General features: G+C 75.2%; 17 protein-coding genes. 6 read left to right on the top strand and 11 right to left on the bottom strand.

What is annotated here, in order from left to right:
- Window positions 1-4: 4 nt before the first annotated feature.
- Window positions 5-760: a response regulator transcription factor gene (locus ACF1AK_RS27365; RefSeq protein ID WP_391501483.1), complete on the bottom strand. Its 756-nt coding sequence runs from the start codon at window positions 758-760 to the stop codon at window positions 5-7.
- A gap of 440 nt (window positions 761-1,200) precedes the next feature.
- Here ACF1AK_RS27365 and ACF1AK_RS27360 point away from each other — a divergent pair, with 440 nt between their 5' ends.
- The 5 genes from ACF1AK_RS27360 to ACF1AK_RS27340 all read left to right on the top strand — a co-directional run bounded on the left by ACF1AK_RS27360 (window position 1,201) and on the right by ACF1AK_RS27340 (window position 6,445).
- Complete coding sequence (locus ACF1AK_RS27360) at window positions 1,201-1,974, top strand: amino acid ABC transporter ATP-binding protein (protein ID WP_391501482.1); 774 nt, start codon at window positions 1,201-1,203, stop codon at window positions 1,972-1,974.
- Window positions 1,975-2,122: 148 nt separating this feature from the next.
- Entirely contained in the window at window positions 2,123-3,028 is a 906-nt protein-coding gene (locus ACF1AK_RS27355; RefSeq protein ID WP_391501481.1) for a glutamate ABC transporter substrate-binding protein, read from the top strand.
- Window positions 3,029-3,087: 59 nt separating this feature from the next.
- Window positions 3,088-3,738: an amino acid ABC transporter permease gene (locus ACF1AK_RS27350; RefSeq protein ID WP_387681133.1), complete on the top strand. Its 651-nt coding sequence runs from the start codon at window positions 3,088-3,090 to the stop codon at window positions 3,736-3,738.
- Window positions 3,735-4,586: an amino acid ABC transporter permease gene (locus tag ACF1AK_RS27345; RefSeq protein WP_391501480.1), complete on the top strand. Its 852-nt coding sequence runs from the start codon at window positions 3,735-3,737 to the stop codon at window positions 4,584-4,586. The genes ACF1AK_RS27350 and ACF1AK_RS27345 overlap by 4 nt, the downstream gene beginning before the upstream one ends.
- A 134-nt stretch (window positions 4,587-4,720) precedes the next feature.
- Window positions 4,721-6,445 (top strand): FAD-dependent monooxygenase, encoded by a 1,725-nt coding sequence (locus ACF1AK_RS27340; RefSeq protein ID WP_391501479.1) that lies wholly within the window; start codon window positions 4,721-4,723, stop codon window positions 6,443-6,445.
- Window positions 6,446-6,491: 46 nt separating this feature from the next.
- Here ACF1AK_RS27340 and rny read toward each other — a convergent pair whose 3' ends face one another.
- The 7 genes from rny to ACF1AK_RS27305 all read right to left on the bottom strand — a co-directional run bounded on the left by rny (window position 6,492) and on the right by ACF1AK_RS27305 (window position 14,314).
- The gene (gene rny / locus ACF1AK_RS27335; RefSeq protein ID WP_391501478.1) at window positions 6,492-7,943 is read right to left on the bottom strand and encodes a ribonuclease Y; all 1,452 of its coding nucleotides are present in this window, start codon (window positions 7,941-7,943) and stop codon (window positions 6,492-6,494) included.
- A 220-nt stretch (window positions 7,944-8,163) separates the two neighbouring features.
- The gene (locus tag ACF1AK_RS27330; RefSeq protein ID WP_391501477.1) at window positions 8,164-9,246 is read right to left on the bottom strand and encodes a regulatory protein RecX; all 1,083 of its coding nucleotides are present in this window, start codon (window positions 9,244-9,246) and stop codon (window positions 8,164-8,166) included.
- A 4-nt stretch (window positions 9,247-9,250) separates the two neighbouring features.
- On the bottom strand, window positions 9,251-10,363 hold the full coding sequence (gene recA / locus ACF1AK_RS27325; RefSeq protein WP_391501476.1) for a recombinase RecA: 1,113 nt from the start codon (window positions 10,361-10,363) through the stop codon (window positions 9,251-9,253).
- A 201-nt stretch (window positions 10,364-10,564) separates the two neighbouring features.
- Window positions 10,565-11,845, bottom strand: coding sequence for an AI-2E family transporter (locus ACF1AK_RS27320; RefSeq protein WP_391501475.1), 1,281 nt, complete (start codon window positions 11,843-11,845; stop codon window positions 10,565-10,567).
- Window positions 11,846-11,923: 78 nt separating this feature from the next.
- Entirely contained in the window at window positions 11,924-12,118 is a 195-nt protein-coding gene (locus ACF1AK_RS27315) for a DUF3046 domain-containing protein (RefSeq protein WP_350551423.1), read from the bottom strand.
- A 42-nt stretch (window positions 12,119-12,160) separates the two neighbouring features.
- Entirely contained in the window at window positions 12,161-12,712 is a 552-nt protein-coding gene (locus ACF1AK_RS27310; protein ID WP_391501474.1) for a GNAT family N-acetyltransferase, read from the bottom strand.
- Window positions 12,713-12,766: 54 nt separating this feature from the next.
- The gene (locus ACF1AK_RS27305; protein ID WP_391501473.1) at window positions 12,767-14,314 is read right to left on the bottom strand and encodes a S8 family serine peptidase; all 1,548 of its coding nucleotides are present in this window, start codon (window positions 14,312-14,314) and stop codon (window positions 12,767-12,769) included.
- A 246-nt stretch (window positions 14,315-14,560) separates the two neighbouring features.
- On the opposite strand from ACF1AK_RS27305, the gene ACF1AK_RS27300 reads away from it, so the two are divergent.
- Complete coding sequence (locus tag ACF1AK_RS27300; protein WP_391501472.1) at window positions 14,561-19,246, top strand: ATP-dependent helicase; 4,686 nt, start codon at window positions 14,561-14,563, stop codon at window positions 19,244-19,246.
- 63 nt (window positions 19,247-19,309) lie between these two features.
- Here the strand turns inward: ACF1AK_RS27300 and ACF1AK_RS27295 are convergent, their stop codons facing one another.
- The 3 genes from ACF1AK_RS27295 to ACF1AK_RS27285 form a co-directional block, all read right to left on the bottom strand.
- A complete protein-coding gene (locus tag ACF1AK_RS27295) occupies window positions 19,310-19,546 on the bottom strand; it encodes a hypothetical protein (protein ID WP_391501471.1) in 237 nt (78 codons plus the stop codon).
- A 100-nt stretch (window positions 19,547-19,646) separates the two neighbouring features.
- On the bottom strand, window positions 19,647-20,015 hold the full coding sequence (locus ACF1AK_RS27290; protein WP_350551437.1) for a helix-turn-helix transcriptional regulator: 369 nt from the start codon (window positions 20,013-20,015) through the stop codon (window positions 19,647-19,649).
- A gap of 384 nt (window positions 20,016-20,399) precedes the next feature.
- A complete protein-coding gene (locus ACF1AK_RS27285; protein ID WP_391501470.1) occupies window positions 20,400-20,930 on the bottom strand; it encodes a CinA family protein in 531 nt (176 codons plus the stop codon).
- Between the last annotated feature and the right edge of the window lie 56 nt (window positions 20,931-20,986).

Raw genomic sequence — 20,986 nt, 5'->3', positions numbered from 1 at the left:
GCGGTCAGTGCTCCGCGCGGGCCGGGGGCACGGTGCCGGCGGCGGGGGCCGGGCACTCGGGTATCAGCCGGTAGCCGACGCCCCGGACGGCCTCGACCAGGCCGGGCAGGGCGAGCTTGGTGCGCAGCGAGCCGATGTGCACTTCCAGGGTGCGGCCGTTGCCCTCCCAGCCGCTGCGCCAGACCTCGCTGAAGATCTGCTCGCGGCGGTAGACCACGCCGGGGCTCTGGGCGAGCAGCGCCAGCAGGTCGAACTCCTTGCGGGTGAGCGGCACGTCCCGGCCGTCCACGCTGACCCGGCGGCGCTCGCGGTCGATCACGATGCCGCGGGACTCCAGCGGGCCGCGCTGCTGCGGGACGGCGTCCGGGGCGGGCACGGCGACGGCGGCGGGCGCGGCGCCGCGGCGGGCCACCGCGTGGATCCGGGCGAGCAGTTCGCCCATGTCGTAGGGCTTGGTGACGTAGTCGTCGGCGCCGAGGTTGAGGCCGTGGATCCGGGAGCGTATGTCGGCGCGGGCGGTCACCATGATCACCGGCACGCCGCTGCCGGCCCGGATCCGGCTGCAGACCTCGAAGCCGTCCCGGTCGGGCAGGCCGAGGTCGAGCAGGACCACCCGGTAGGGCTCGTTGCCGTCCGGCACCAGGGCGTCCAGCGCCTCGTGGCCGCTGCGGGCGTGCCGGACCTGGAAGCCGTGCCGGCCCAGGACCGCGACCAGCGCGGCGGCCACGCGTTCGTCGTCCTCGACGAGCAGCAGTCGCATGTGTCTCCTCCTCTCCCGGACGGTGCTCCGGGGGTCTCTCCCGCGGCCCCTGCCGCGGCCGTCGTGCGATCGTGACGGCTCCCCCTGCCGGGCAGGTCCCGGTTCTGCGCAGTATGGGCCAGGGACGGCCCGGACGCCAGGGACGGCCGGTGGCGGCGGCGGGGGCGCCGGGCCCCGCCGGGGCTCCCGCGATCAGGCCCGCCGCGGCCTCGGACGCTGCCACTGTGCCCGGATCGGGGCCCGGTGAACAGCACCCGCCGACCGTGTGACGGGATCGTGATCCTCAAGTTCCGCTCAGATCGGCTGACGTGGCACCGTCAGCCCTCCTATGGTCGCCCCACCGAGGGCCGCGACTCCGCCGGTTGCGGCCCTCGGATTCCTACCACCACTGCCGCCCAAGGGAGTTCACCCCTGCGGGCCGACCCGAGGGAGCCGGCGCGATGACCACGAGCCTCGACAAGGACTCCCGTGCCGGTGCCGCCCCGCTGGTGGTCCTGAGCAACGTGAACAAGCACTTCGGCGCGCTGCACGTGCTCCAGGACATCGACCTGGAGATCCGGCAGGGCGAGGTGGTCGTGCTGATCGGCCCGTCCGGTTCCGGCAAGTCCACGCTGTGCCGGACGATCAACCGGCTGGAGACCGTCGACTCCGGAACGATCACCATCGACGGCCGCCCGCTGCCCGCCGAGGGACGCGAGCTGGCCCGGCTGCGGGCCGAGGTCGGCATGGTCTTCCAGAGCTTCAACCTGTTCGCCCACAAGACCGTGCTGGAGAACGTGGTCCTCGGCCAGGTGAAGGTCCGCGGCATCGCCCGGGACAAGGCCGTGGCGACCGCCCAGGAGCTGCTGGACCGGGTCGGCGTCGGCGCCCAGGCCGCCAAGTACCCCGCCCAGCTCTCCGGCGGCCAGCAGCAGCGCGTCGCGATCGCCCGGGCGCTGGCGATGAACCCGAAGGTGATGCTCTTCGACGAGCCCACCTCGGCGCTCGACCCCGAGATGATCAACGAGGTGCTGGAGGTCATGCGCCGGCTGGCCGCCGACGGCATGACGATGGTCGTCGTCACCCACGAGATGGGCTTCGCCCGCTCCGCCGCCAACCGGGTGCTGTTCATGGCCGACGGCCGGATCGTCGAGCAGAACACCCCGGAGGCCTTCTTCACCGCGCCGCGCTCCGAGCGCGCCAAGGACTTCCTCTCCAAGATCCTCCACCACTGATCCCCCCGGGGCCGGATCCCGGCCGACGGCGGCGAGGGCGCCGCCGCGCGCCCGCCCGTCCGCCTGCTCGTCCGCTCGTCCGCCCGCCCGCCAGAACTTCCCTTCGCCAGAGCCCGGTTGACCCGTGGCACAGCCCGAGGAGACCCCCATGAGGACCCGTCGCACCCTTGCCGTCGCGCTCTGTGCCGTCGCGCTCACCGCCACCGCCGCCTGCGGCAAGGACGGCACCCCCGGCGCCGCCCCCAGCGCCGGCGGCAGCGCCGCGCCGGCCCTGCCCACCTACACCGTGAAGACCGACGTCAAGGTGGACTCGGCGGTGCTGGCCGCCGCCAAGCAGCGCGGCCAGCTGATCATCGGCGCCAAGGCCGACCAGCCCTTCCTCGGCTTCGAGGACCTCGCCAGCGGCGACCGCAGCGGCTTCGACATCGAGATCGCCAAGATGGTCGCCGCCGACCTCGGCTTCACCCCGCAGCAGATCAAGTGGCAGACGCTGGTCTCCTCGCAGCGCGAGCCGGCCATCTCCAAGGGCCAGATCGACTTCTACGTCGGCACCTACAGCATCAACGACGAGCGCAAGAAGACCGTCTCCTTCGCCGGCCCGTACTACATCGCCGGCCAGGACCTCCTGGTCAAGGCCGACAACACCACGATCACCGGCCCGGACTCGCTCAACGGCAAGAACGTCTGCACCGCCACCGGCTCGACCTCGATCAAGAACATCGAGAAGTACTCGCCGAAGATCACCCAGTTCGACACCTACTCGGCCTGCGTCGAGAAGCTGCTGTCGGGCGAGGTCGACGCGGTCACCACCGACGACGCCATCCTCAAGGGCTACGCCTCCAAGTACGCGCCCAAGCTCAAGGTGATCGGCCAGCCCTTCACCAAGGAGAACTACGGCGTCGGCCTGAACAAGGACGACAAGGCGCTGCGGGACGCGATCAACGACGCGATCAAGGCCCACCAGGACAACGGCGACTGGAAGAAGGCCTACGACGCCACCCTCGGCCTCTCCGGCTCCACCGCGCCGCAGCCGCCGGCCCTCGACCGCTACTGACCCGCCCGCTCCCGGGTCGACGGACCCCTGGGACCAACCCCTGAGAGGAGGGCCGCCGGATGGGCTTCCTGTTCGAGGACGGCAACTTCGCGCTGTTCCGCGACGGCTTCCTGCAGACGATCGAGCTGAGCGCGCTCAGCGCGCTGCTCGCCCTGCTGCTGGGCACCCTGCTGGCGGCCTTCCGGGTCTCCCCGATCCCGGTCCTGCGGGCCTTCGGCACCGGCTGGGTCACGCTCTTCCGCAACACCCCGCTGACCCTGCTGTTCTTCGCCGTGACCTTCGGCCTCCCGCCGCTCGGCGTGCACTTCGGCCACCTCACCTTCGCGGTGCTGGCGCTCGGCGGCTACACGGCGTCCTTCGTCTGCGAGGTGCTGCGCTCCGGCATCAACACGGTGCCGCTCGGCCAGGCCGAGGCCGCCCGCAGCCTGGGCATGACCTTCGGCCAGACGCTCACCCTGGTCGTCCTGCCGCAGGCCGCCCGCACCGTGCTGGCGCCGATGAGCAGCGTCTTCATCGCCCTGCCCAGGAACTCGGCGATCGCCGGCGCCTTCAGCGTCAGCGAGCTGTACAGCACCCAGCAGACCTTCTCGGAGCGGGGCTACTCGATCTTCGCGATCTTCTTCTGGGTGGCCTGCGCCTACCTGCTGATCAGCGCCGCCGTCTCCCTGCTGTTCCGCTTCCTCGAAGACCGACTGGCGGTGGCCCGATGAGCTCGCTGTTCAACCGCTCCGCCGCACCGGGCGTCCTCTACGACGCCCCCGGCCCGCGGGCCCGCGCCCGCTACCGGCTCTTCGGGGTGCTGTCGCTGGCCGGCATCGCCGCACTGCTCTGGTACGCGTACAGCGCGCTGAACGACAACGGCCAGTTCGACCCCGGGCTGTGGGACGCGTTCCAGTACACGACCGTCCAGCAGCGGATCGTCGACGGCCTGATCTCCACCCTGGAGGCCTTCGGGCTGGCCGCGGTGTTCTCGCTCGCGCTGGGCGCGCTGCTGGCCGCCGGGCGGCTCTCCGACCACCGGCACCTCCGCTGGGCGGCCACCGCCTTCGTCCAGTTCTTCCGGGCGATGCCGCTGCTGATCCTGATCGTCGCCCTCTACTACGCGTTCTTCGCCAAGCAGCCGATGTGGGCGCTGGTGCTCGGCCTCACCCTCTACAACGGCTCGGTACAGGCCGAGATCATCCGCACGGGCGTGAACGCGGTGCCGCGCGGCCAGGGCGAGGCGGCGTACGCGCTCGGCATGCGCAAGACCCAGGTGATGACGGCCATCCTGGTCCCGCAGGCGGTCCGCTCGATGCTGCCCTCGATGATCGGCCAGCTGGTCGTCACGCTCAAGGACACCTCGCTCGGCTTCATCATCACCTACCACGAGCTGCTCTTCGTCGGTAAGGCCATCGCCAGCCAGCCGATCAACGCCGCGGGCTTCCCCTACATCCCCGTCGTCCTGGTGATCGGGCCGATCTACATCGCGATGTGCCTGGTCCTCACCGCGCTCGCCCGGTGGATCGAGGCACGCGGCCGGGGCGGCGCGAACCGGCGCACTTCACCTGCTGCTTGACGGACACGCAGGCGAACTGTTGCATTGCTGTTCGTGACACCATCCGGGAGCATCCACACGGCATATGACGGCAGCCTGACGGCCGACCCGTGCTCCGGCCTCCGCGGCACCCGCCCGGGCCCGAAGGGTGCGTCATGGACCCGGTGATCGTGGTCGGGGCCGGGCCGGTCGGTCTGGCCCTGGCGCTCGCGCTCGCCCGGCAGGAAGTGCCGACCGTCGTCCTCGACGAGGGCTCCGGGCTCTGCCCCGAGAGCCCGCGCAGCGTCGTCCTCGGCACCGACACCGCCGCCTTCCTCAGCAGGATCGGCTACCCCCGGGCGGTCGCCGACGCCGCCCGCTGGGACGCCTTCACCATCTGGCGCCGCCGCCAGGAGGTGCTCCGGATCGACCTCGCCGACACCCCCGTGCTGCACCTGCCCCAGCACCGTCTGCAGCGCGGGTTGCAGGACGCCCTCACCGGCACCCCGCTGGTCCGGCTGGTCCCGCTCAGCCGGGTCACCCGGCTCGAACAGGACCGCGACGGCGTCAGCGTGCTCACCCGCAGCCCCAAGGACGGCACCGAGACCTGGTGGCGCGGCAGCCACCTGGTCGGCTGCGACGGCGCCCGCTCGGCCGTCCGCAAGCTGCTGAAGATCCGTTTCCCCGGCCGGCCCGCCGTCGACCGCAGCGCCGTCGCGACCGTCCGGGTCGACCTGCCGTTCACCGAGCCCCGGCTGCACCGCGAGCCGCCGTGGCGCGGCGACCGCGAGGCCACCGCCCGCCCGCTGCCGCACGGCGTCTGGCGGCTCGACTGGCGGCTGCCCCCGGGCCGGCCCGCGGTCACCGAACCGGTCGACCCGCACGCCACCTGGCCCGGCATCGTCACCGGCGACACCCTGCTCACCCGGGTCACCGCCACCCTCACCGGCTGGTGCGGCGAGCTCCCGACGTTCGACCTGCTCGCCGCCGCCGACCACACCGCCCAGCAGCGGCTGGCCGCCCGCTTCCGGGTCGGCCGCTGCTTCCTGGCCGGCGACGCCGCCCACCTGCACGGCGCGCTCGGCATGCAGAACCTCGCCGACGGCCTGCGCGACGCCGACAACCTGGCCTGGCGGCTCGCCCTCGCCTGGCACCTCCACTCCGGCGGCCCGCAGCCCGGCGGCTCACTGCTCGACGGCTACGAGGCCGAGCGGCGCGGCGCGGTCGGCGCCCGGCTGCGCGCCGTCGACCAGTCCATGCCGCTGCTGCGCCCGCTGCGCGGCTGGGCGCAGACCCGGCGCTCGCTGTTCACCGGATCGTTCCGCAAGCACGCGCCGCTGCTCGCCGACGGCCACCTCGGCTCCGGACGCTTCGGCGGCGCCCCCGCCTACCCGGCCACCCCCTCCGGCGTGCCCGGGCGGGTCCCGGTCCAGCGCGGTGCGCGCAGCGCCACCTCGCTCAGCGAACTGCTGCCCGCCACCGAGCCCGGCGTGCTCGTCCCGGACCTGCCGGTGCTGGCCACCGACGGCACCCCGGACCAGCTGCACGCCCGGCTCGGCTCCGGCTTCCTGCTGCTGCTGGTCGCCCCCGGCACCGCCGTGTGGTCCGCGGAACGCTGGCTGGGCGCCGGGCTGATGCCCCGGCTGGCCGAGGTCGCCGCCGCGCTGCCGGTGCCGGCCGAGGTCCTGGTCACCGAGGCCTACCCGGGCGCCGGCCCGCACACCGTGCTGCTGATCCGGCCCGACGGCCACCTGGTCGGGGTCACCCGGGGCGTGGACGCCGAGGACCTCCAGACACTGGCCGACCGGGCCCGCGGCGGTCCGGCCTCGCTGACCGGCGGGCCCGAGCCGGAGCCGCCGGCCGCCCAGCCGGCCGGGGCCCAGGGCGCCGAGGCGCCGTAGGGCGGGCGCCTCCGACGCCCGGTGGGGCGGCTCCGCCGAACGCGCCCTACCGGGCCACCTCGGTGACCCGGCTCTCCCGGACCACCGTGACCCGGATCTGGCCCGGGTAGGTCAGCTCCTGGGCGACCTGCTTGGCGACCTCGCGGGCGATCACCTGCGCCCCGAGGTCGTCCACCACCTCCGGGCGGACCATCACCCGCACCTCGCGGCCGGCCTGCATCGCGTAGACGTCCGCCACGCCGTCGTGCGCCCGGGCGATCTCCTCCAGCCGGGCCAGCCGGCGCACGTACGTCTCCAACGACTCCTTGCGGGCGCCCGGCCGCCCGCCCGAACAGGCGTCGGCGGCCTGCACCAGCACCGCCTCCACGGTCTGCGGCTCCACCTCGCCGTGGTGCGCGGCGATCGCGTGCACCACGTCCGCCGGTTCGTCGTGCCGCCGGGCGAAGTCCGCGCCGACCGCGGCGTGGCTGCCCTCGACCTCGTGGCTCAGCGCCTTGCCGATGTCGTGCAGCAGCGCGGCGCGCCGCACCGGCTCCGGGTCCACGCCGAGTTCGGCGGCCATCATCCCGGCCAGGTGCGCCGACTCCACCAGGTGGCCGAGCACGTTCTGCCCGTACGAGGCCCGGTAGCGCAGGGTGCCCAGGGTGCGCACCAGGTCCGGGTGCATGCCGCCGATCCGGGTGGCGAGCAGCGCGTCCTCACCGGCCCGCACACAGCGGCGCTCGACCTCGGCGCGGCTGCGCGCGTGGACGTGCTCGATCCGCAGCGGGTGGATCCGGCCGTCCTCGACCAGCTGCTCCAGGGTGAGCCGCGCGGTCTCCCGGCGGACCGGGTCGAAGCAGGAGAGCTGCACCACCGCCGGGGTGTCGTCGATGATCAGATTGACGCCGGTGACGGCCTCGAAGGTCTTGATGTTGCGGCCCTCGCGCCCGATCACCCGGCCCTTCATCTCCTCGGTGGGCAGCCGGAACACCGACACCGCGGTCTCCGCGGTCTGTTCGGCCGCCAGCCGCTGGATCGCCCCGGCCACGATGCCCCGGGCCCGCTGCTCGCCCTCCTCCCGGGCGGCGCGCTCGATCTCCCGGACGGTGACCGCCGCCGCGCGGCGGGCCTGCGCCTCGGCCGCGCGCAGGAGTTGGGCTCGGGCCTGGTCCGCGGTGAGTCCGGCGGCCCGCTCCAGCTCGGCCGCCCGGCGGCGGACCAGGTCCTCCGCCTCGGCCCGGGCGCGCGCCACCTCGGCCGACCGCTCGGCCAGTTCGCCCTCACGGACGCGCAGCCGGTCGAGCTCGCCCGCCAACCACTCCTCGCGCCGGTCGAGTTCGGCGCGCAGCCGGTCCGCCTGCCGCTCGCTCTCCCGCCGGGCCCGCTCGGCCTCGGCGGCGGCCCGGCGCTGCGCGCCGCGGAACCGCCGGGCCAGCAGCCAGGCCGTCACCAGGGCCACCAGCACGGCCGCCGCCAGCAGGGAGGCGGCCGGTCCGGCGCTCACCGCGATCCTCATGCTGCCCACTCCCCGTCCCGCCGCGGCACGCCGCCCGGGACCGTCGCGCGCCAGGCCCCGAACCGCCCGGTCGCAGGCATGACCGGGAGCGCGGCCGGGGGTGGCCGAGGGGTGATCGAGGTGCTCCCGCACTGAGTGCGAGGCTAAGCGCGGGTTACGAAACGGTCAAGACTGGCCAGGCAGTTGACCAACCCTCGGGTAACCCCCGGTGACCCGGGCGTCAGTCCTCGTACGCCGTGTCCCCGTACGCCGCGTCCTGGCCCGAAGCCCCCGCCTCCTCCTCGTCCAGCGCCTCCCGGACCACCCGGAAGGCCAGCCCTTCGGAGTAGCCGCGACGGGCCAGCACGCCGACCAGCCGGCGGGTGCGGGTCTGGCGCTCCAGGCCCCGGGTGGTCCGCAGCCGGCGCTCGACCAGCGCGCGGGCGGCCTCGGTCTCGTCGTCCGGGTCGAGCTGGGCGAGGGCCCGCTCGGCGAGCTCCCCGGCGATCCCCTTGGTCCGCAGCTCCTGCGCCAGCGCGCGCCGGGACAGGCCCCGGACGCTGTGCCGGGACTCCACCCAGGCCGAGGCGAAGGCCGCGTCGTCGACCAGCCCGACCTCCTCCAGCCGGGTCAGCACCTCCTCGGCGACCTCGTCCGGGATCTCCCGCCTGCGCAGGGCGTCGGCGAGCTGCTTGCGGGACTTCGCCGCGCCGGTGAGCAGGCGCAGGCAGATGTCCCGGGCCAGGGTCTCCGGGTCGGCCGGTTCCTCGGCCCGGCCGCGCCGGGAGGCCCCGGCGGCCCGCTCCGGGAGGCCGCCGCCGTCCGCGTCGTCCGTACCGTCCGCACGGGCCGCGGCGGCCGTGCCGTCGCGGCCGGCGCCCTCCCGGTCCGCGCCGCGCCGGGTGCGCCCGGCACGGCGCCCCGTCCGCTCCGGCGGGAACGCCGGGGCGGAGGCGGCCGCACCCCCGTGACCGGCCGCTCCCGTCCCGTCGTCCCCGCCGCCCTCACCGGCCGGCCGGCCGGGGGGCTGCTCCGCCGCCAGCGCCGAGCGGCGCCGGCGCCGGCCCGGGGGCAGCTCGGAGGCGGAGACCAGCCCGAGCTCCCCGACGTCCGCCGGGCGTGCCGCGGGCCGTCGCGCGGACCGGGCGCGCTCCGGCGCGGCCGCCCGCGCGGATCCGCGCGCCCGTCCTGGGCCCGGCCCCCGCTCCGGTGCGGACCCGGGTCCCGGTGCGGCCTGCGGTGCCGGTTCCGCCACGGCCGCGAACCAGTCCGGCGGCCCGTGCTCGTCGTCCTCGGGGCCGGCCGGCCCACTGTGCTGCGTCAACGGCTCAGGCCTTGGCGGCCGCCGCGGTCTTCTTCGCCGCGGCCGTCTTGGCGGCGGTCGCGGTGATCGGCTTGGCGGCCGCGCCCTCGGCGGCACCCGCCGGCTCGGCCGGCTCCTCCACCTTCGGGCCGATGCCGAGCTTGCCCTTGATCTTCCGCTCGATCTCGTCGGCGAGCTGCGGGTTGTCCCGCAGGAAGTTGCGGGCGTTCTCCTTGCCCTGGCCGAGCTGGTCGCCCTCGTAGGTGTACCAGGCGCCCGACTTGCGGATGAAGCCGTGTTCGACGCCCATGTCGATCAGGCCGCCCTCGCGGCTGATGCCCACGCCGTAGAGGATGTCGAACTCGGCCTGCTTGAACGGCGCGGCGACCTTGTTCTTCACGACCTTGACGCGGGTGCGGTTGCCGACCGCCTCGGTGCCGTCCTTCAGGGTCTCGATCCGGCGGATGTCCAGGCGGACCGAGGCGTAGAACTTCAGCGCCCGGCCACCGGTCGTGGTCTCGGGCGAGCCGAACATCACGCCGATCTTCTCGCGCAGCTGGTTGATGAAGATCGCGGTGGTGTTCGACTGGTTCAGCGCACCGGCGATCTTCCGCAGTGCCTGGCTCATCAGCCGGGCCTGCAGACCGACGTGCGAGTCGCCCATCTCGCCCTCGATCTCCGCGCGCGGGACCAGCGCCGCGACGGAGTCGATGATCACCAGGTCGATCGCGCCGGAGCGGATCAGCATGTCGGTGATCTCCAGGGCCTGCTCACCGGTGTCCGGCTGGCTGACCAGCAGGGCGTCGGTGTCCACGCCGAGCTTCTTGGCGTACTCCGGGTCGAGGGCGTGCTCCGCGTCCACGAAGGCGACCGTGCCGCCGGCCTTCTGGGCGTTGGCCGCCAGGTGCAGGGTCAGCGTCGTCTTGCCGGAGGACTCGGGGCCGTAGATCTCGATCACCCGGCCGCGCGGGATGCCGCCGACCCCGAGGGCGACGTCCAGGGCGGTGGACCCGGTGGAGATCACCTCGACCGGCTCGTTGGCCTTCTCGCCGAGGCGCATCACCGAGCCCTTGCCGAACTGCCGCTCGATCTGGGCGAGCGCCGTCTCAAGGGCCTTCTCGCGGTCCGTACCTGCCATGGCTTCCACCCTCGGGTTCTGTGCTGTGCGCTTCATCGTCCTCGACGCTAGCGCGTCCCACCGACAATCGGCTCCGACCCGGCTCTGCCTGGGGAGAACTCTGCGCCGGAGAGTACAAAGAACAAGTGTTCGAATCAAGCCCGGCCCGTTCGAACCATGATCGGCCCCGGACCGGACCGCCGCCTCCGGACGCCGCCCCGGCTACTGCTGCTGCTCCGAGTCCCCGCCGACCATCCGCCGCAGCCGGCGCGCCGCCTCCCGGCGCAGCTCCCGCCGCCGGCGGCGCTGCTCGCCGCGGTCGACCCGCGGGTCGGTCACCTCGTAGCGCCGGACGTACGTGCCGACGAAGCCCTGGAGGGTGGCCGCCGCCGGGATGGCGATCAGCGCGCCGACCCCGCCGAGCAGCGCCGCGCCGGCGATCACCGCGCCGAACGCCACCGCCGGGTGCACGTCCACCGTCTTCGCGGTGATCCGCGGATGCAGCAGGTAGTTCTCGATCTGCTGGTAGACGGTCACGAACACCAGCACCCAGAGCGCGTCCACCGGCTCGTCGGTGGTGAGCGCCACCAGCACCGGCAGCGCCCCCGCCAGATAGGTGCCGATGGTCGGCACGAACTGCGACATGACGCCGACCCAGACCGCCTGCGCGGCCGCGTAGGGAAGGTCCAGCAGGGCGAACATCACCCAGTGCGCGAACGCCGAGGCGACCGCGAGCAGGGCCCGGGAGTAGAGGTAGCCGCCGGTCTTGGCCAGCGCGATCTCCCAGGCCCGCAGCACCTCGGCCTGCTTGGCGGGCGGCAGCATCGAGCAGACGGTCCGCCGCACCCGGGGACCGTCGGCGGTGAAGTAGAAGGTGAAGAGGCCGACGGTGAACGCCTGGAACAGCCCGCCGATCAGGGTCGAGGAGACGCCCCAGACGTTGTCCGCGGCCTGCTGGGCGTAGGTCTCGATCGCCCCGGAGTCCTTGAGCAGCTTCTGCTGCAGCTCGTCCAGCGAGAGTTCCTGGTGGAAGGTGCTGTTGATCCAGGCGATCAGGTTGTCGAGCAGGTGCGGGAGGTCGCTCGCGATCTTCGCCACCTGGTCGACCAGCAGGGTGCCGAGCGCGGTCAGGAAGCCGCCGACGGCGATCGCCACCGCGACGAAGACCAGGAAGGTGCCGACCCCGCGGCGCACCCCGCGGGCGGCCATCCGGTCCACCGCCGGCTCCAGCGCCAGCGACAGGAAGAAGGAGACCAGCAGCATCACGAAGAGGTCGATCAGCTCGTGGAAGGCCCAGTCGGCGAGCTGGAACAGCCCGACCATGACCAGCGCCAGCACCATCGCCCGGGGCAGCCAGCGCGGCATCCCGGAACCCCAGAGGCCGTCCCCCGCGGTGCGGGCCGGCGCCGGCCCGGGCGGCGGGGAGGCGGACGTAGGGCCCGCGGCCTCGTCGGCGACCTGCGCCGACCTGTCCGGATTCTGCTGTTCTGCACTGCTTGCCACCCGCACAGTCTGACCCATGTCCGACGCGCGTTCGAGTATCGGGCGGGGTCGCCGTGCGGCCGCCGGGGCCGGACCCGGTCAGCGGAGCACGGAGGAGACGCCCTGGGTGTCGCAGACCACCCGCCAGACGTCCTTGGCCTCCCAGCCCGCCTCCAGCGCCTGGCGGACCGTCCGTCCGCCGAGCTCGCTCATCACGTGGTCGCTCGCGAAGGACTCCGCGTACGCCTCGCCGAAGTGCGCGTACATCCGCCGCCAGAACTCCGTCAGCCTCATGCCCCCAGTATCCCGGACCGCCCGGCACGGCCGCCCCGCCCGCTACGGGTGCCAGTCGCCCGCCGTCACCGCGTACTCGACCTCGCCGTGCTCGCTGCCCGGGACCGGATCCGGGTACTCCTCGTGGAAGGTCCGCACGTACGAGAGCCCGGACTTCTCCATCACCCGCCGCGAGCCGCGGTTGACCGCCATGGTGTACGCCACCACCCGCTCGACGCCGAGCCCGGTGAAGCCCCGCCGGATCAGCGCCCGGGAGCCCTCGGTCGCGTAGCCCCGCCCCCAGGCCGGGCGGCGCAGCCGGTAGCCCAGCTCGGCCTCGGTGCGGTCGCCGGCCGGCGGCCGGAACTCGAACCAGCCGAGGAAGGCCCCGCCGGCCCGCTCCTCGGCGGCCCACCAGCCGAGGTCGCCGTAGCGCCGGTAGTGGTCGAGGTAGAGCGGCAGCAGGGCGGACTCCACCACCTCGCGCGGAGTGGGGCGCCCGCCGGTGAGGTAGCGGGTGACCTCCGGGTCGGCGTCCAGCTCGACGAGGGCGTCCACGTCGTCGGCGGTGAAGCGGCGCAGCACCAGCCGCTCGGTGGTGAGGAAGACGTCCATCCCCCGATCCTCACCCGTCCGCCCCGGCGCGTCACCCGGTTTTCCCGGCCCCGCTCAGCGCGGCAGGACCAGCGCCCCGGCGCCGGCGTACTCGTGGTCGGCGCAGGCGTGCGGGCCGGGCGGGCAGGCGGCGTCCGCGGCGGCGGCCAGCAGTGCGGCGAGCCGGTCGGAGTCCCAGTCCGGGTGCAGCGCGGCGGCGACCGCGACCGCGCCGGTGACGTGCGCGGCGGCCATCGAGGTGCCGGCCAGCGCGGCGTACCGGTCACCGGGCCAGTCGGAGACCACCGCCCTCTGCGTGCCGCCGTCCGGGTCCCCGCCGGGGGCGGCCAGCGAGACCCGGCCGCGCCCGTGGTTGGTGTAGGCGGACGGGCGGCCGTCGCGGTCGACGGCGGTCACCGTGACCACGCCGGGCAGTTCCCCGGGCAGCCGGACGCACTCGGGGCCCAGGGAGCGGGACTGCGGTGCTCCGGTGGTGCGGTCGTTGGGGCTGCGCTCGTCGGTGCGGACGGCGCCGAGGTCCTGCGCGTCGTTGCCGGCCGAGGCGACCACCACCGCGCCCCGCCGGCGGGCGTAGTCGACGGCCCGGCCGACGGCGGCGGTCAGCGCGGCCTGGTCGGGGTCGTCGGGGCAGTTGTACTTCCAGGGGTCGGCGAAATAGCTGTTGTTGACCGCCCGGGCGCCGTGGTCGGCGGCCCAGAGCAGACCGCAGACGATGTTCTCGGCGTAGTACTGGCCGAGCGGGCCGAGCAGCCGGACGGCGGCGATCCGCACCCCGGGGGCGACCCCGCTGACGCCGTGGCCGTCCCGGGCGGCGCCGACGATCCCGGCGACGTGCGTGCCGTGGCCGCTCTCGCCGACCCCGCTGTCGGGGCGCCAGGAGCCGGTGCGGGCGTCGGGCCGGCCGTCGGCGCAGGAGGCGGAGCTCTTCGGGTCGACGGCGGCGCGCAGGTCGGGGTGGGTGTCGTCGACGCCGGAGTCGAGGACGGCCACCAGCACCTTGCGCAGGGCCGCGGCGCCGGGCGCGTCCGGCGCGCGCGGCGGGCCGGGGGCGGTGCCGGCGGCACCGAGCAGCGCGAGGTTCCAGGCGTCCTGCTCGCCCGGGTCGGGGACCGTGACGGTGGTGTCGCCGTCCGCGCCGCCGGGGCCGCCCGCGCGGTCCCCGCCGTCCGTCCCGGTCCGGAAGTCGCCGGCGCCGTCCACCGACCGCGGCGGTCCCGGCACCGGAGAGGTGCGGGTGGCGCCGACCGCCGCCACCCCGGGCCGCCCGCGCACCCGCTCCGCGAATCCCCCGGCGGCGTACGCGAGCACCGCGCCGATCTGCGGGTACTCCTGGACGACCTGCCCGCCGGCCGCGCGGGCCTCCTGCGCCGCGCGGCCGGCCCCGCCGGGATCCGCCCGCTCGGCGAGGACCAGGTAGCTGAGGTAGGCCCGCCCCGGCCCGGCGACGTACGGCACGGCGCCGCCGGCGACCAGTGCGGTGAGCAGCATCGCGAGCAGGACGCGCAGCGGCCCCCGGCCGCGGCGCCGGGCGCCCCCGGCCGGACCGGCCACCCGGACGAGGACCGGGGCGGGACCGCGGCCGGACGGGTCCGCCTGCGCCATGGCACGGTCTCCGCTCGTCGGGCCCGGCGGCCGCGCCGGGGCGGCCGGCCGCGGGAGGGCTGGTCTTCACAGGGGCATCACAATGACTGAATCATCACCATATGATCCGCTTGTCCGTTCTGCCTTCCCGGTTGCCCCGAACGGCCAACGCCCCGGACCACCGCCGCCGCGGACGGCGCCCTTCCCGGACCACCACCGCCCCGCCGGACCAGCCCCCTTGTCGGTGCCACCCGGCACCATGGGGGCATGGCGACCGCGCACCCGACCCCCTCCCCGGCCGACCCGATGGACGGCTTCGCCCCCGCCACCCGGGCCTGGTTCAGCGGCGCCTTCTCCGCGCCCACCACCGCCCAGGCCGAGGCCTGGCGCGCCATCGCCCGGGACAACGACGTCCTGGTGGTCGCCCCCACCGGCTCCGGCAAGACCCTCGCCGCCTTCCTGTCCGCCCTGGACCGGCTCAGCAGCACCCCGCCCCCCGCCGAGCCCGGGCGCCGCTGCCGGGTCCTCTACATCTCCCCGCTCAAGGCCCTCGCGGTGGACGTCGAGCGCAACCTCCGCGCCCCGCTGACCGGCCTGCGCCAGGCCGCCGTCCGGCTCGGCCTGCCCGAACCCGACGTCCAGGTCGGCATCCGCTCCGGCGACACGCCCGCCGCCGACCGCCGCCGCTTCGCCACCCATCCGCCGGACATCCTCATCACCACCCCCGAGTCGCTCTTCCTGCTGCTCACCTCCGCCTCCCGGGACGCCCTGCGCGGCATCGACACGGTGATCCTGGACGAGGTGCACGCCGTCGCCGGCACCAAGCGCGGCGCCCACCTCGCGCTCTCCCTGGAACGGCTGGACGAACTGCTCGACCGCCCGGCCCGCCGGATCGGCCTGTCCGCCACCGTCCGCCCGGTCGAGGAGGTGGCCCGCTTCCTCAGCCCCAGGCGCGGCGCCGAGGTGGTCCAGCCGCCCGCCGCCAAGGAGTTCGACCTCTCGGTGGTCGTGCCCGTCCCGGACCTCGACGACCTGCCCGCCGCCCCCGCCGCGGCCGGCGCCGCCGACGGCGACCCGCAGCGCCAGTCGTCCATCTGGCCGCACGTCGAGGAGCGGATCGTCGACCTCGTCCAGGCCCACCGCTCGACCATCGTCTTCGCCAACTCCCGGCGCCTCGCCGAGCGGCTCTGCAACCGGCTCAACGAGATCGCCCACGAACGCGCCACCGGCGCCGCGCTGTCCGAGGCGCACGCCCCCGCCCTGCTGATGGGCGGCTCCGGCGCCGCCAGGGGCGCCCCGGCGGTGATCGCCCGCGCCCACCACGGCTCGGTCTCCAAGGAGCAGCGCGCCCTGGTCGAGGAGGAGCTCAAGGCCGGCCGGCTGCCCGCCGTGGTCGCCACCTCCAGCCTGGAGCTGGGCATCGACATGGGCGCCGTCGACCTGGTGGTCCAGGTGGAGTCCCCGCCCTCGGTCGCCTCCGGCCTCCAGCGGGTCGGCCGGGCCGGCCACCAGGTCGGCGCGGTCTCCACCGGCGTCGTGTTCCCCAAGTACCGGGGCGACCTGGTGCAGTCCGCCGTGGTCACCGAGCGGATGCGGGCCGGGCGGATCGAGGCGCTGCGCATCCCGCGCAATCCGCTCGACGTGCTCGCCCAACAGCTGGTCGCGATGACCGCGATGGACACCTGGCAGGTCGACGAGCTGCTCACCACGGTCCGCCGGGCCGCGCCGTTCGCCACCCTCCCGCAGTCCGCGTTCGACGCGGTGCTCGACATGCTGGCCGGCCGCTACCCGTCCGACGCCTTCGCCGAGCTGCGCCCCCGGCTGGTCTGGGACCGGGTGGCCGGCACCGTCAGCGGCCGTCCCGGCGCCCAGCGGCTCGCCGTCACCTCCGGCGGCACCATCCCCGACCGCGGCCTGTTCGGCGTCTTCATCGCCGGCACCGACCCCAAGAAGGGCGGCGGCCGGGTGGGAGAGCTGGACGAGGAGATGGTCTACGAGTCCCGGGTCGGCGACGTCTTCACCCTCGGCACCACCTCCTGGCGGATCGAGGACATCACCCACGACAAGGTGCTGGTCACCCCCGCCCCCGGCGTCCCCGGCCGGCTGCCGTTCTGGAAGGGCGACAGCCTCGGCCGCCCGCTCGAACTCGGCCGCGCCCTCGGCGCCTTCACCCGCGAACTCGGCGCCCTCGACCCGCAGACCGCCACCGCCCGGCTGAAGCGGGCCGGCCTGGACGACTGGGCCGCCGGCAATCTGCTCGACTACCTCGCCGAGCAGCGCGCCGCCTGCGGCCACCTCCCCGACGACCGCACCATCGTGGTCGAACGCTTCCGCGACGAGCTCGGCGACTGGCGGATCGTCGTGCACTCCCCCTTCGGCGCCCAGGTGCACGCCCCCTGGGCGCTCGCCCTCGCCGCCCGGCTGCGCGAGAAGCACGGCCTCGACCCGCAGGTGATGCACGCCGACGACGGCATCGTGCTCCGGCTCCCGGACGCCGACCTGCTGGCCCCCGACTTCGACTTCGCCGGCCCCGCCGCCAAGCCGGTCACCGACGACGCCCCGGTCGGCGCCGACGCCGCCCTGTTCGACCCGCAGGAGATCGAACAGCTGGTCACCGACCAGGTCGGCGGCTCCGCGCTGTTCGCCTCCCGCTTCCGCGAGTGCGCCGGGCGCGCCCTGCTGCTCCCCCGCCGCAACCCCGGCAAGCGCACCCCGCTCTGGCAGCAGCGCCGGCGCGCCGCCCAACTGCTGGAGGTCGCCGCCGAGTACGGCTCCTTCCCGATCGTGCTGGAGGCCGTCCGCGAATGCCTCCAGGACGTCTTCGACGTCCCCGGGCTGGTCGAGCTGATGGGGGACCTCGAATCCCGCGCCGTGCGGCTGGTCGAGGTCACCACCCCCGAGCCCTCCCCGTTCGCCCGCTCCCTGCTCTTCGGCTACGTCGCCCAGTTCCTCTACGAGGGCGACTCCCCGCTCGCCGAACGCCGCGCCGCCGCGCTCTCGCTCGACTCCCGGCTGCTGTCCGAACTCCTCGGCCAGGCCGAACTGCGCGAACTGCTCGACCCGCAGGTCCTCGCCGAGCTGGAGGCCGAGCTCCAGCGACTCACCCCCGAACGCCGAATCAAGGACGCCGAGGGCGTCGCCGACGCGCTGCGCCTGCTCGGCCCGCTCAGCGAGGCCGAGCTGACCGCCCGCGGCGCCGAACCCCTCTGGGCCCTGGAACTGGAGGCCGCCCGCCGGGTGATCCAGGTCCGGATCGCCGGCGAGCAGCGCTGGGCCGCCGTCGAGGACGCCGGCCGGCTGCGCGACGCCCTCGGCACCCCCCTGCCGGTCGGCGTGCCGGAGGCCTTCACCGAACCGGTCAAGGATCCGCTCGGCGACCTGCTGGCCCGGCACGCCCGCACCCACGGCCCGTTCACCGCCGCCGAGGCCGCCGCCCGCTTCGGCCTGGGCTCCGCCGTGGTCACCGGCACCCTGCACCGCCTCACCGCCACCGGCCGCCTGGTCCAGGGGGAGTTCCGGCCGGTAGAGGGCCACACCGCCACCGTCGAGTGGTGCGACGCGGACGTCCTGCGCCGCCTGCGCCGCCGCTCGCTGGCCGCCCTGCGCCAGGAGGTCGAACCCGTCCCGCCGCGCGCCCTGGCCGCCTTCCTCCCCCAGTGGCAGCACCTGGCCGGCCACCGGCTGCGCGGCCCGGACGGCCTGCTGCGGGTCGTCGAACAGCTCCAGGGCACCGCCCTGCCCGCCTCCGCCCTGGAGAAGCTGGTCCTCCCGGCCCGGCTCGCCGACTACTCCCCCGGCCTGCTGGACGAACTGATGGCGGCCGGCGAGGTCGGCTGGGCCGGCGCCGGGGCACTGCCCGGCAAGGACGGCTGGATCAGCCTGCACCTGGCCGAGAACGCCCACCTGCTGCGGCCCGAACCGGTGCCGCCCACCGTCACCCCGGTGCACACCGCACTGCTGGAGGCGCTGAGCGGCGGCTACGGGCTGTTCTTCCGCCAGCTGGTAACCCAGCTGCCGCAGACGCCCGAGGCGGAGGTCGTCGAGGCCCTGTGGGACCTCGTCTGGGCCGGATACGTCAGCAACGACACGCTGGCCCCGCTGCGCGCCCTGCTCGGCTCCGGCCGGACCGCCGGCGCCACCGCCCACCGGGCACCCCGGGCCACCCCGCGCGGCCGCTTCGGCGGCGCCGGGCGCCCCTTCGGCCGGCCGGGCGGCGCGCTGCGCGGCGGCCCGCCGACGGTCGGCGGCCGCTGGTCGCTGCTGCCCCCGTTCGCCGCCGACCCGACCGTGCGGGCCACCGCCCAGGCGCAGAACCTGCTGGACCGGCACGGGCTGCTCACCCGGGGCACGGTCGCCGCCGAGCGGATCCCGGGCGGCTTCGCCGGGGTCTACCGGGTGCTCGCCGCCATGGAGGAACGCGGCCGCACCCGCCGGGGCTACTTCGTCGAGGGGCTGGGCGGCGCCCAGTTCGCCATGGAGGGCGCGGCCGACCGGCTGCGCTCGGTCAGCGGCCGGCTGGAGCGGGCCCGGGGCGCCGAGTGGCCGGCCGCGCCGTCCGCCGAGCCGCCGCAGGCCCTGGTGCTGGCCGCCGCCGACCCGGCCAACGCCTACGGCGCCGCCCTGCCCTGGCCCGAGCCGCCCGCCGGGTCCGCCGAGGCGGCGGGCAAGGCGCACCGGCCCGGCCGGAAGGCCGGCGCCCTGGTGGTGCTGGTCGACGGCGAGCTGTGCCTGTACGTCGAGCGCGGCGGCAAATCGCTGCTGGCCTGGGCGCAGGACGGGGCCACCCTCGCCGCCGCGGCCGAGGCGCTGGCCGGGGCGGCCCGGGCGGGGGCGCTGGGCAGCGTCACCGTCGAGCGGGCCAACGGCGAGCCGGCCCTCGGGTCGGCGCTCGGCACCGCGCTGGAGCAGGCCGGTTTCCACGCCACCCCGCGGGGTCTGCGGCTGCGCCCCTGAGCCGGTGGAAGGACGACGAGGGCCGTGGGACCGATCGGTCCCACGGCCCTCGTCCGCGTCGATTCACCCGGCCGGAGGCTCCGCCTCCCACCGCGGCTCCGCCCGTGCCGGCTCACCCGTGCGGCGTCGCACCGGTCCGGTGGACCGCCGGTCGGCGTGGACCGGGATCAGCCCGAGCCCCCAGCCGCCGGCCGCGAGCAGACCCAGCACGGCTCCGCCGGGCAGCCTCCCGGGGCCGGCCGTCAGCCACCAGCCGAGCCCGCACGCCAGGACCACCAGGACCCCCGGGCCCAGCCGCACCCGCCGGGACCGTATTCGGGCCCCGGCACACGTCGCCGCCGCACTGCGCACGACCGCCTCCTTCGCTCAACCGGGCCGCAGGGCCCGTACCGAGGCCAGGTCAGGCGGCGACCACGTCCATCGCGGCGGCCTTGGGCGACATGTTCGCCCGGTCGGTGCCGGGGGCCGGCAGCGGAACCGGTTCGAGCACCGGCCTCAGCAGTTCACCTTCGGAGAGGGTGGCCATCGCCGCAAGTTCGGCGAGCGACAGTTCGTCGCTGACCTCGCGCATGACCTCGGACATCCGGACGTCGAGTGCGTCGCAGATGGCGGAGAGCAGCTCCGAGGAGGCCTCCTTCTGTCCCCGCTCGACCTCGGAGAGGTATCCGAGCGAAACCCTGGCGGCCGCCGACACCTCGCGGAGTGTGCGGCCCTGGCGCTGGCGCTGCCGACGCAGTACATCGCCCAGTAGGCGACGGAGCAGGATCATCGGTGCCTCCCTCCTCGGACTGCGGATCGAGATGTCACGCCCCCACCGTACCGCCTTGCCCGCTTCGCGTGCGGGGACCATGGTCGTGTTCACTCTGGGCTGCAAGGCTGTCCCCTCCCCAATTTCGGTGTCGCACCCGGGTCCGCGGGCACCTCGTCGTACCCTCCGGGCGGCACTCGGCCACCGCCACGCCACTCGTTCGCCACCTGGTTTCTGCCCAACCAGGCCCTCCGATGTAACACGATCCTCCAGGTCTGCGATGCCCGCACGCCAGTTCGGCAGATCTCGGTTCGGTGGAGATCTCGGCGGGCGGCCCCCGGCGGACGCCGGGGAGCGGGGTGACGGGTGGCTGGCGGGGCGGACGGCGAGGGGGCGGACGACGGCTCAGTGCGGCACGGGCGTACCGGACGGGAGCCGCCCGACGAGCAGCTCCAGAGCGGCGGTCACCGCCCTGTGACGGATTGTGGCACGCCCTCCCGACAACCGTGGCGAACTGACCAGAGTTCCCCCCGGACCGGCCACGGCGAGGTGTACCGTGCCGACCGGCTGCCCGTCCTGCGGTTCCGGGCCGGCCACCCCGGTCGTCGCGACCCCGTAGGTCGCCCCGAGCAACTGGCGCACGCCCTCGGCCATCTGCCGCGCCACCACCGGGTGCACCGGGCCGTGGACGTCCAGCAGCCCCTCGTCCACGCCGAGCACCGAGGCCTTCAGCTCGGTCGCGTAGGCGGTCACCGACCCCCGGAAGGTCGCGGACGCCCCCGGGACGTCCACCAGCGCGGCCGCCAGCAGCCCGCCGGTCAGCGACTCGGCGACCGCCACCGTGCCGCCCCGGGCCCGCAGCGCGGCGTGCGCCCGCTCCGCCAGCCCGTAGTCGCCCCGCCCCTGCTCCGGGCCGGCCTCGGATCCAGCACCCATCCGGTGTCCCTCCCTCGCGCTCCCCGGGCCCGCCCCGGGGTCCCCGCCATTGTGCG

It is taken from the genome of Kitasatospora sp. NPDC015120 (assembly GCF_043080305.1).
Classification (GTDB): Bacteria; Actinomycetota; Actinomycetes; order Streptomycetales; family Streptomycetaceae; genus Kitasatospora.
The sequence above is the reverse complement of the archived record's forward strand: the minus strand, read 5'-3'. Positions and strand labels throughout refer to the sequence as shown.

Coding starts and splice junctions, on each gene's coding strand:
- ACF1AK_RS27285 (WP_391501470.1), bottom strand. CDS start 20,930: ATGGGTGCTGGATCCGAGGCCGGCCCGGAGCAGGGGCGGGGCGACTAC.
- ACF1AK_RS27290 (WP_350551437.1), bottom strand. CDS start 20,015: ATGATCCTGCTCCGTCGCCTACTGGGCGATGTACTGCGTCGGCAGCGC.
- ACF1AK_RS27305 (WP_391501473.1), bottom strand. CDS start 14,314: ATGGCGCAGGCGGACCCGTCCGGCCGCGGTCCCGCCCCGGTCCTCGTC.
- ACF1AK_RS27350 (WP_387681133.1), top strand. CDS start 3,088: ATGGGCTTCCTGTTCGAGGACGGCAACTTCGCGCTGTTCCGCGACGGC.
- recA (WP_391501476.1), bottom strand. CDS start 10,363: ATGGCAGGTACGGACCGCGAGAAGGCCCTTGAGACGGCGCTCGCCCAG.
- ACF1AK_RS27355 (WP_391501481.1), top strand. CDS start 2,123: ATGAGGACCCGTCGCACCCTTGCCGTCGCGCTCTGTGCCGTCGCGCTC.
- ACF1AK_RS27345 (WP_391501480.1), top strand. CDS start 3,735: ATGAGCTCGCTGTTCAACCGCTCCGCCGCACCGGGCGTCCTCTACGAC.
- ACF1AK_RS27360 (WP_391501482.1), top strand. CDS start 1,201: ATGACCACGAGCCTCGACAAGGACTCCCGTGCCGGTGCCGCCCCGCTG.
- ACF1AK_RS27340 (WP_391501479.1), top strand. CDS start 4,721: ATGGACCCGGTGATCGTGGTCGGGGCCGGGCCGGTCGGTCTGGCCCTG.
- ACF1AK_RS27315 (WP_350551423.1), bottom strand. CDS start 12,118: ATGAGGCTGACGGAGTTCTGGCGGCGGATGTACGCGCACTTCGGCGAG.
- ACF1AK_RS27310 (WP_391501474.1), bottom strand. CDS start 12,712: ATGGACGTCTTCCTCACCACCGAGCGGCTGGTGCTGCGCCGCTTCACC.
- ACF1AK_RS27300 (WP_391501472.1), top strand. CDS start 14,561: ATGGCGACCGCGCACCCGACCCCCTCCCCGGCCGACCCGATGGACGGC.
- rny (WP_391501478.1), bottom strand. CDS start 7,943: ATGAGGATCGCGGTGAGCGCCGGACCGGCCGCCTCCCTGCTGGCGGCG.
- ACF1AK_RS27365 (WP_391501483.1), bottom strand. CDS start 760: ATGCGACTGCTGCTCGTCGAGGACGACGAACGCGTGGCCGCCGCGCTG.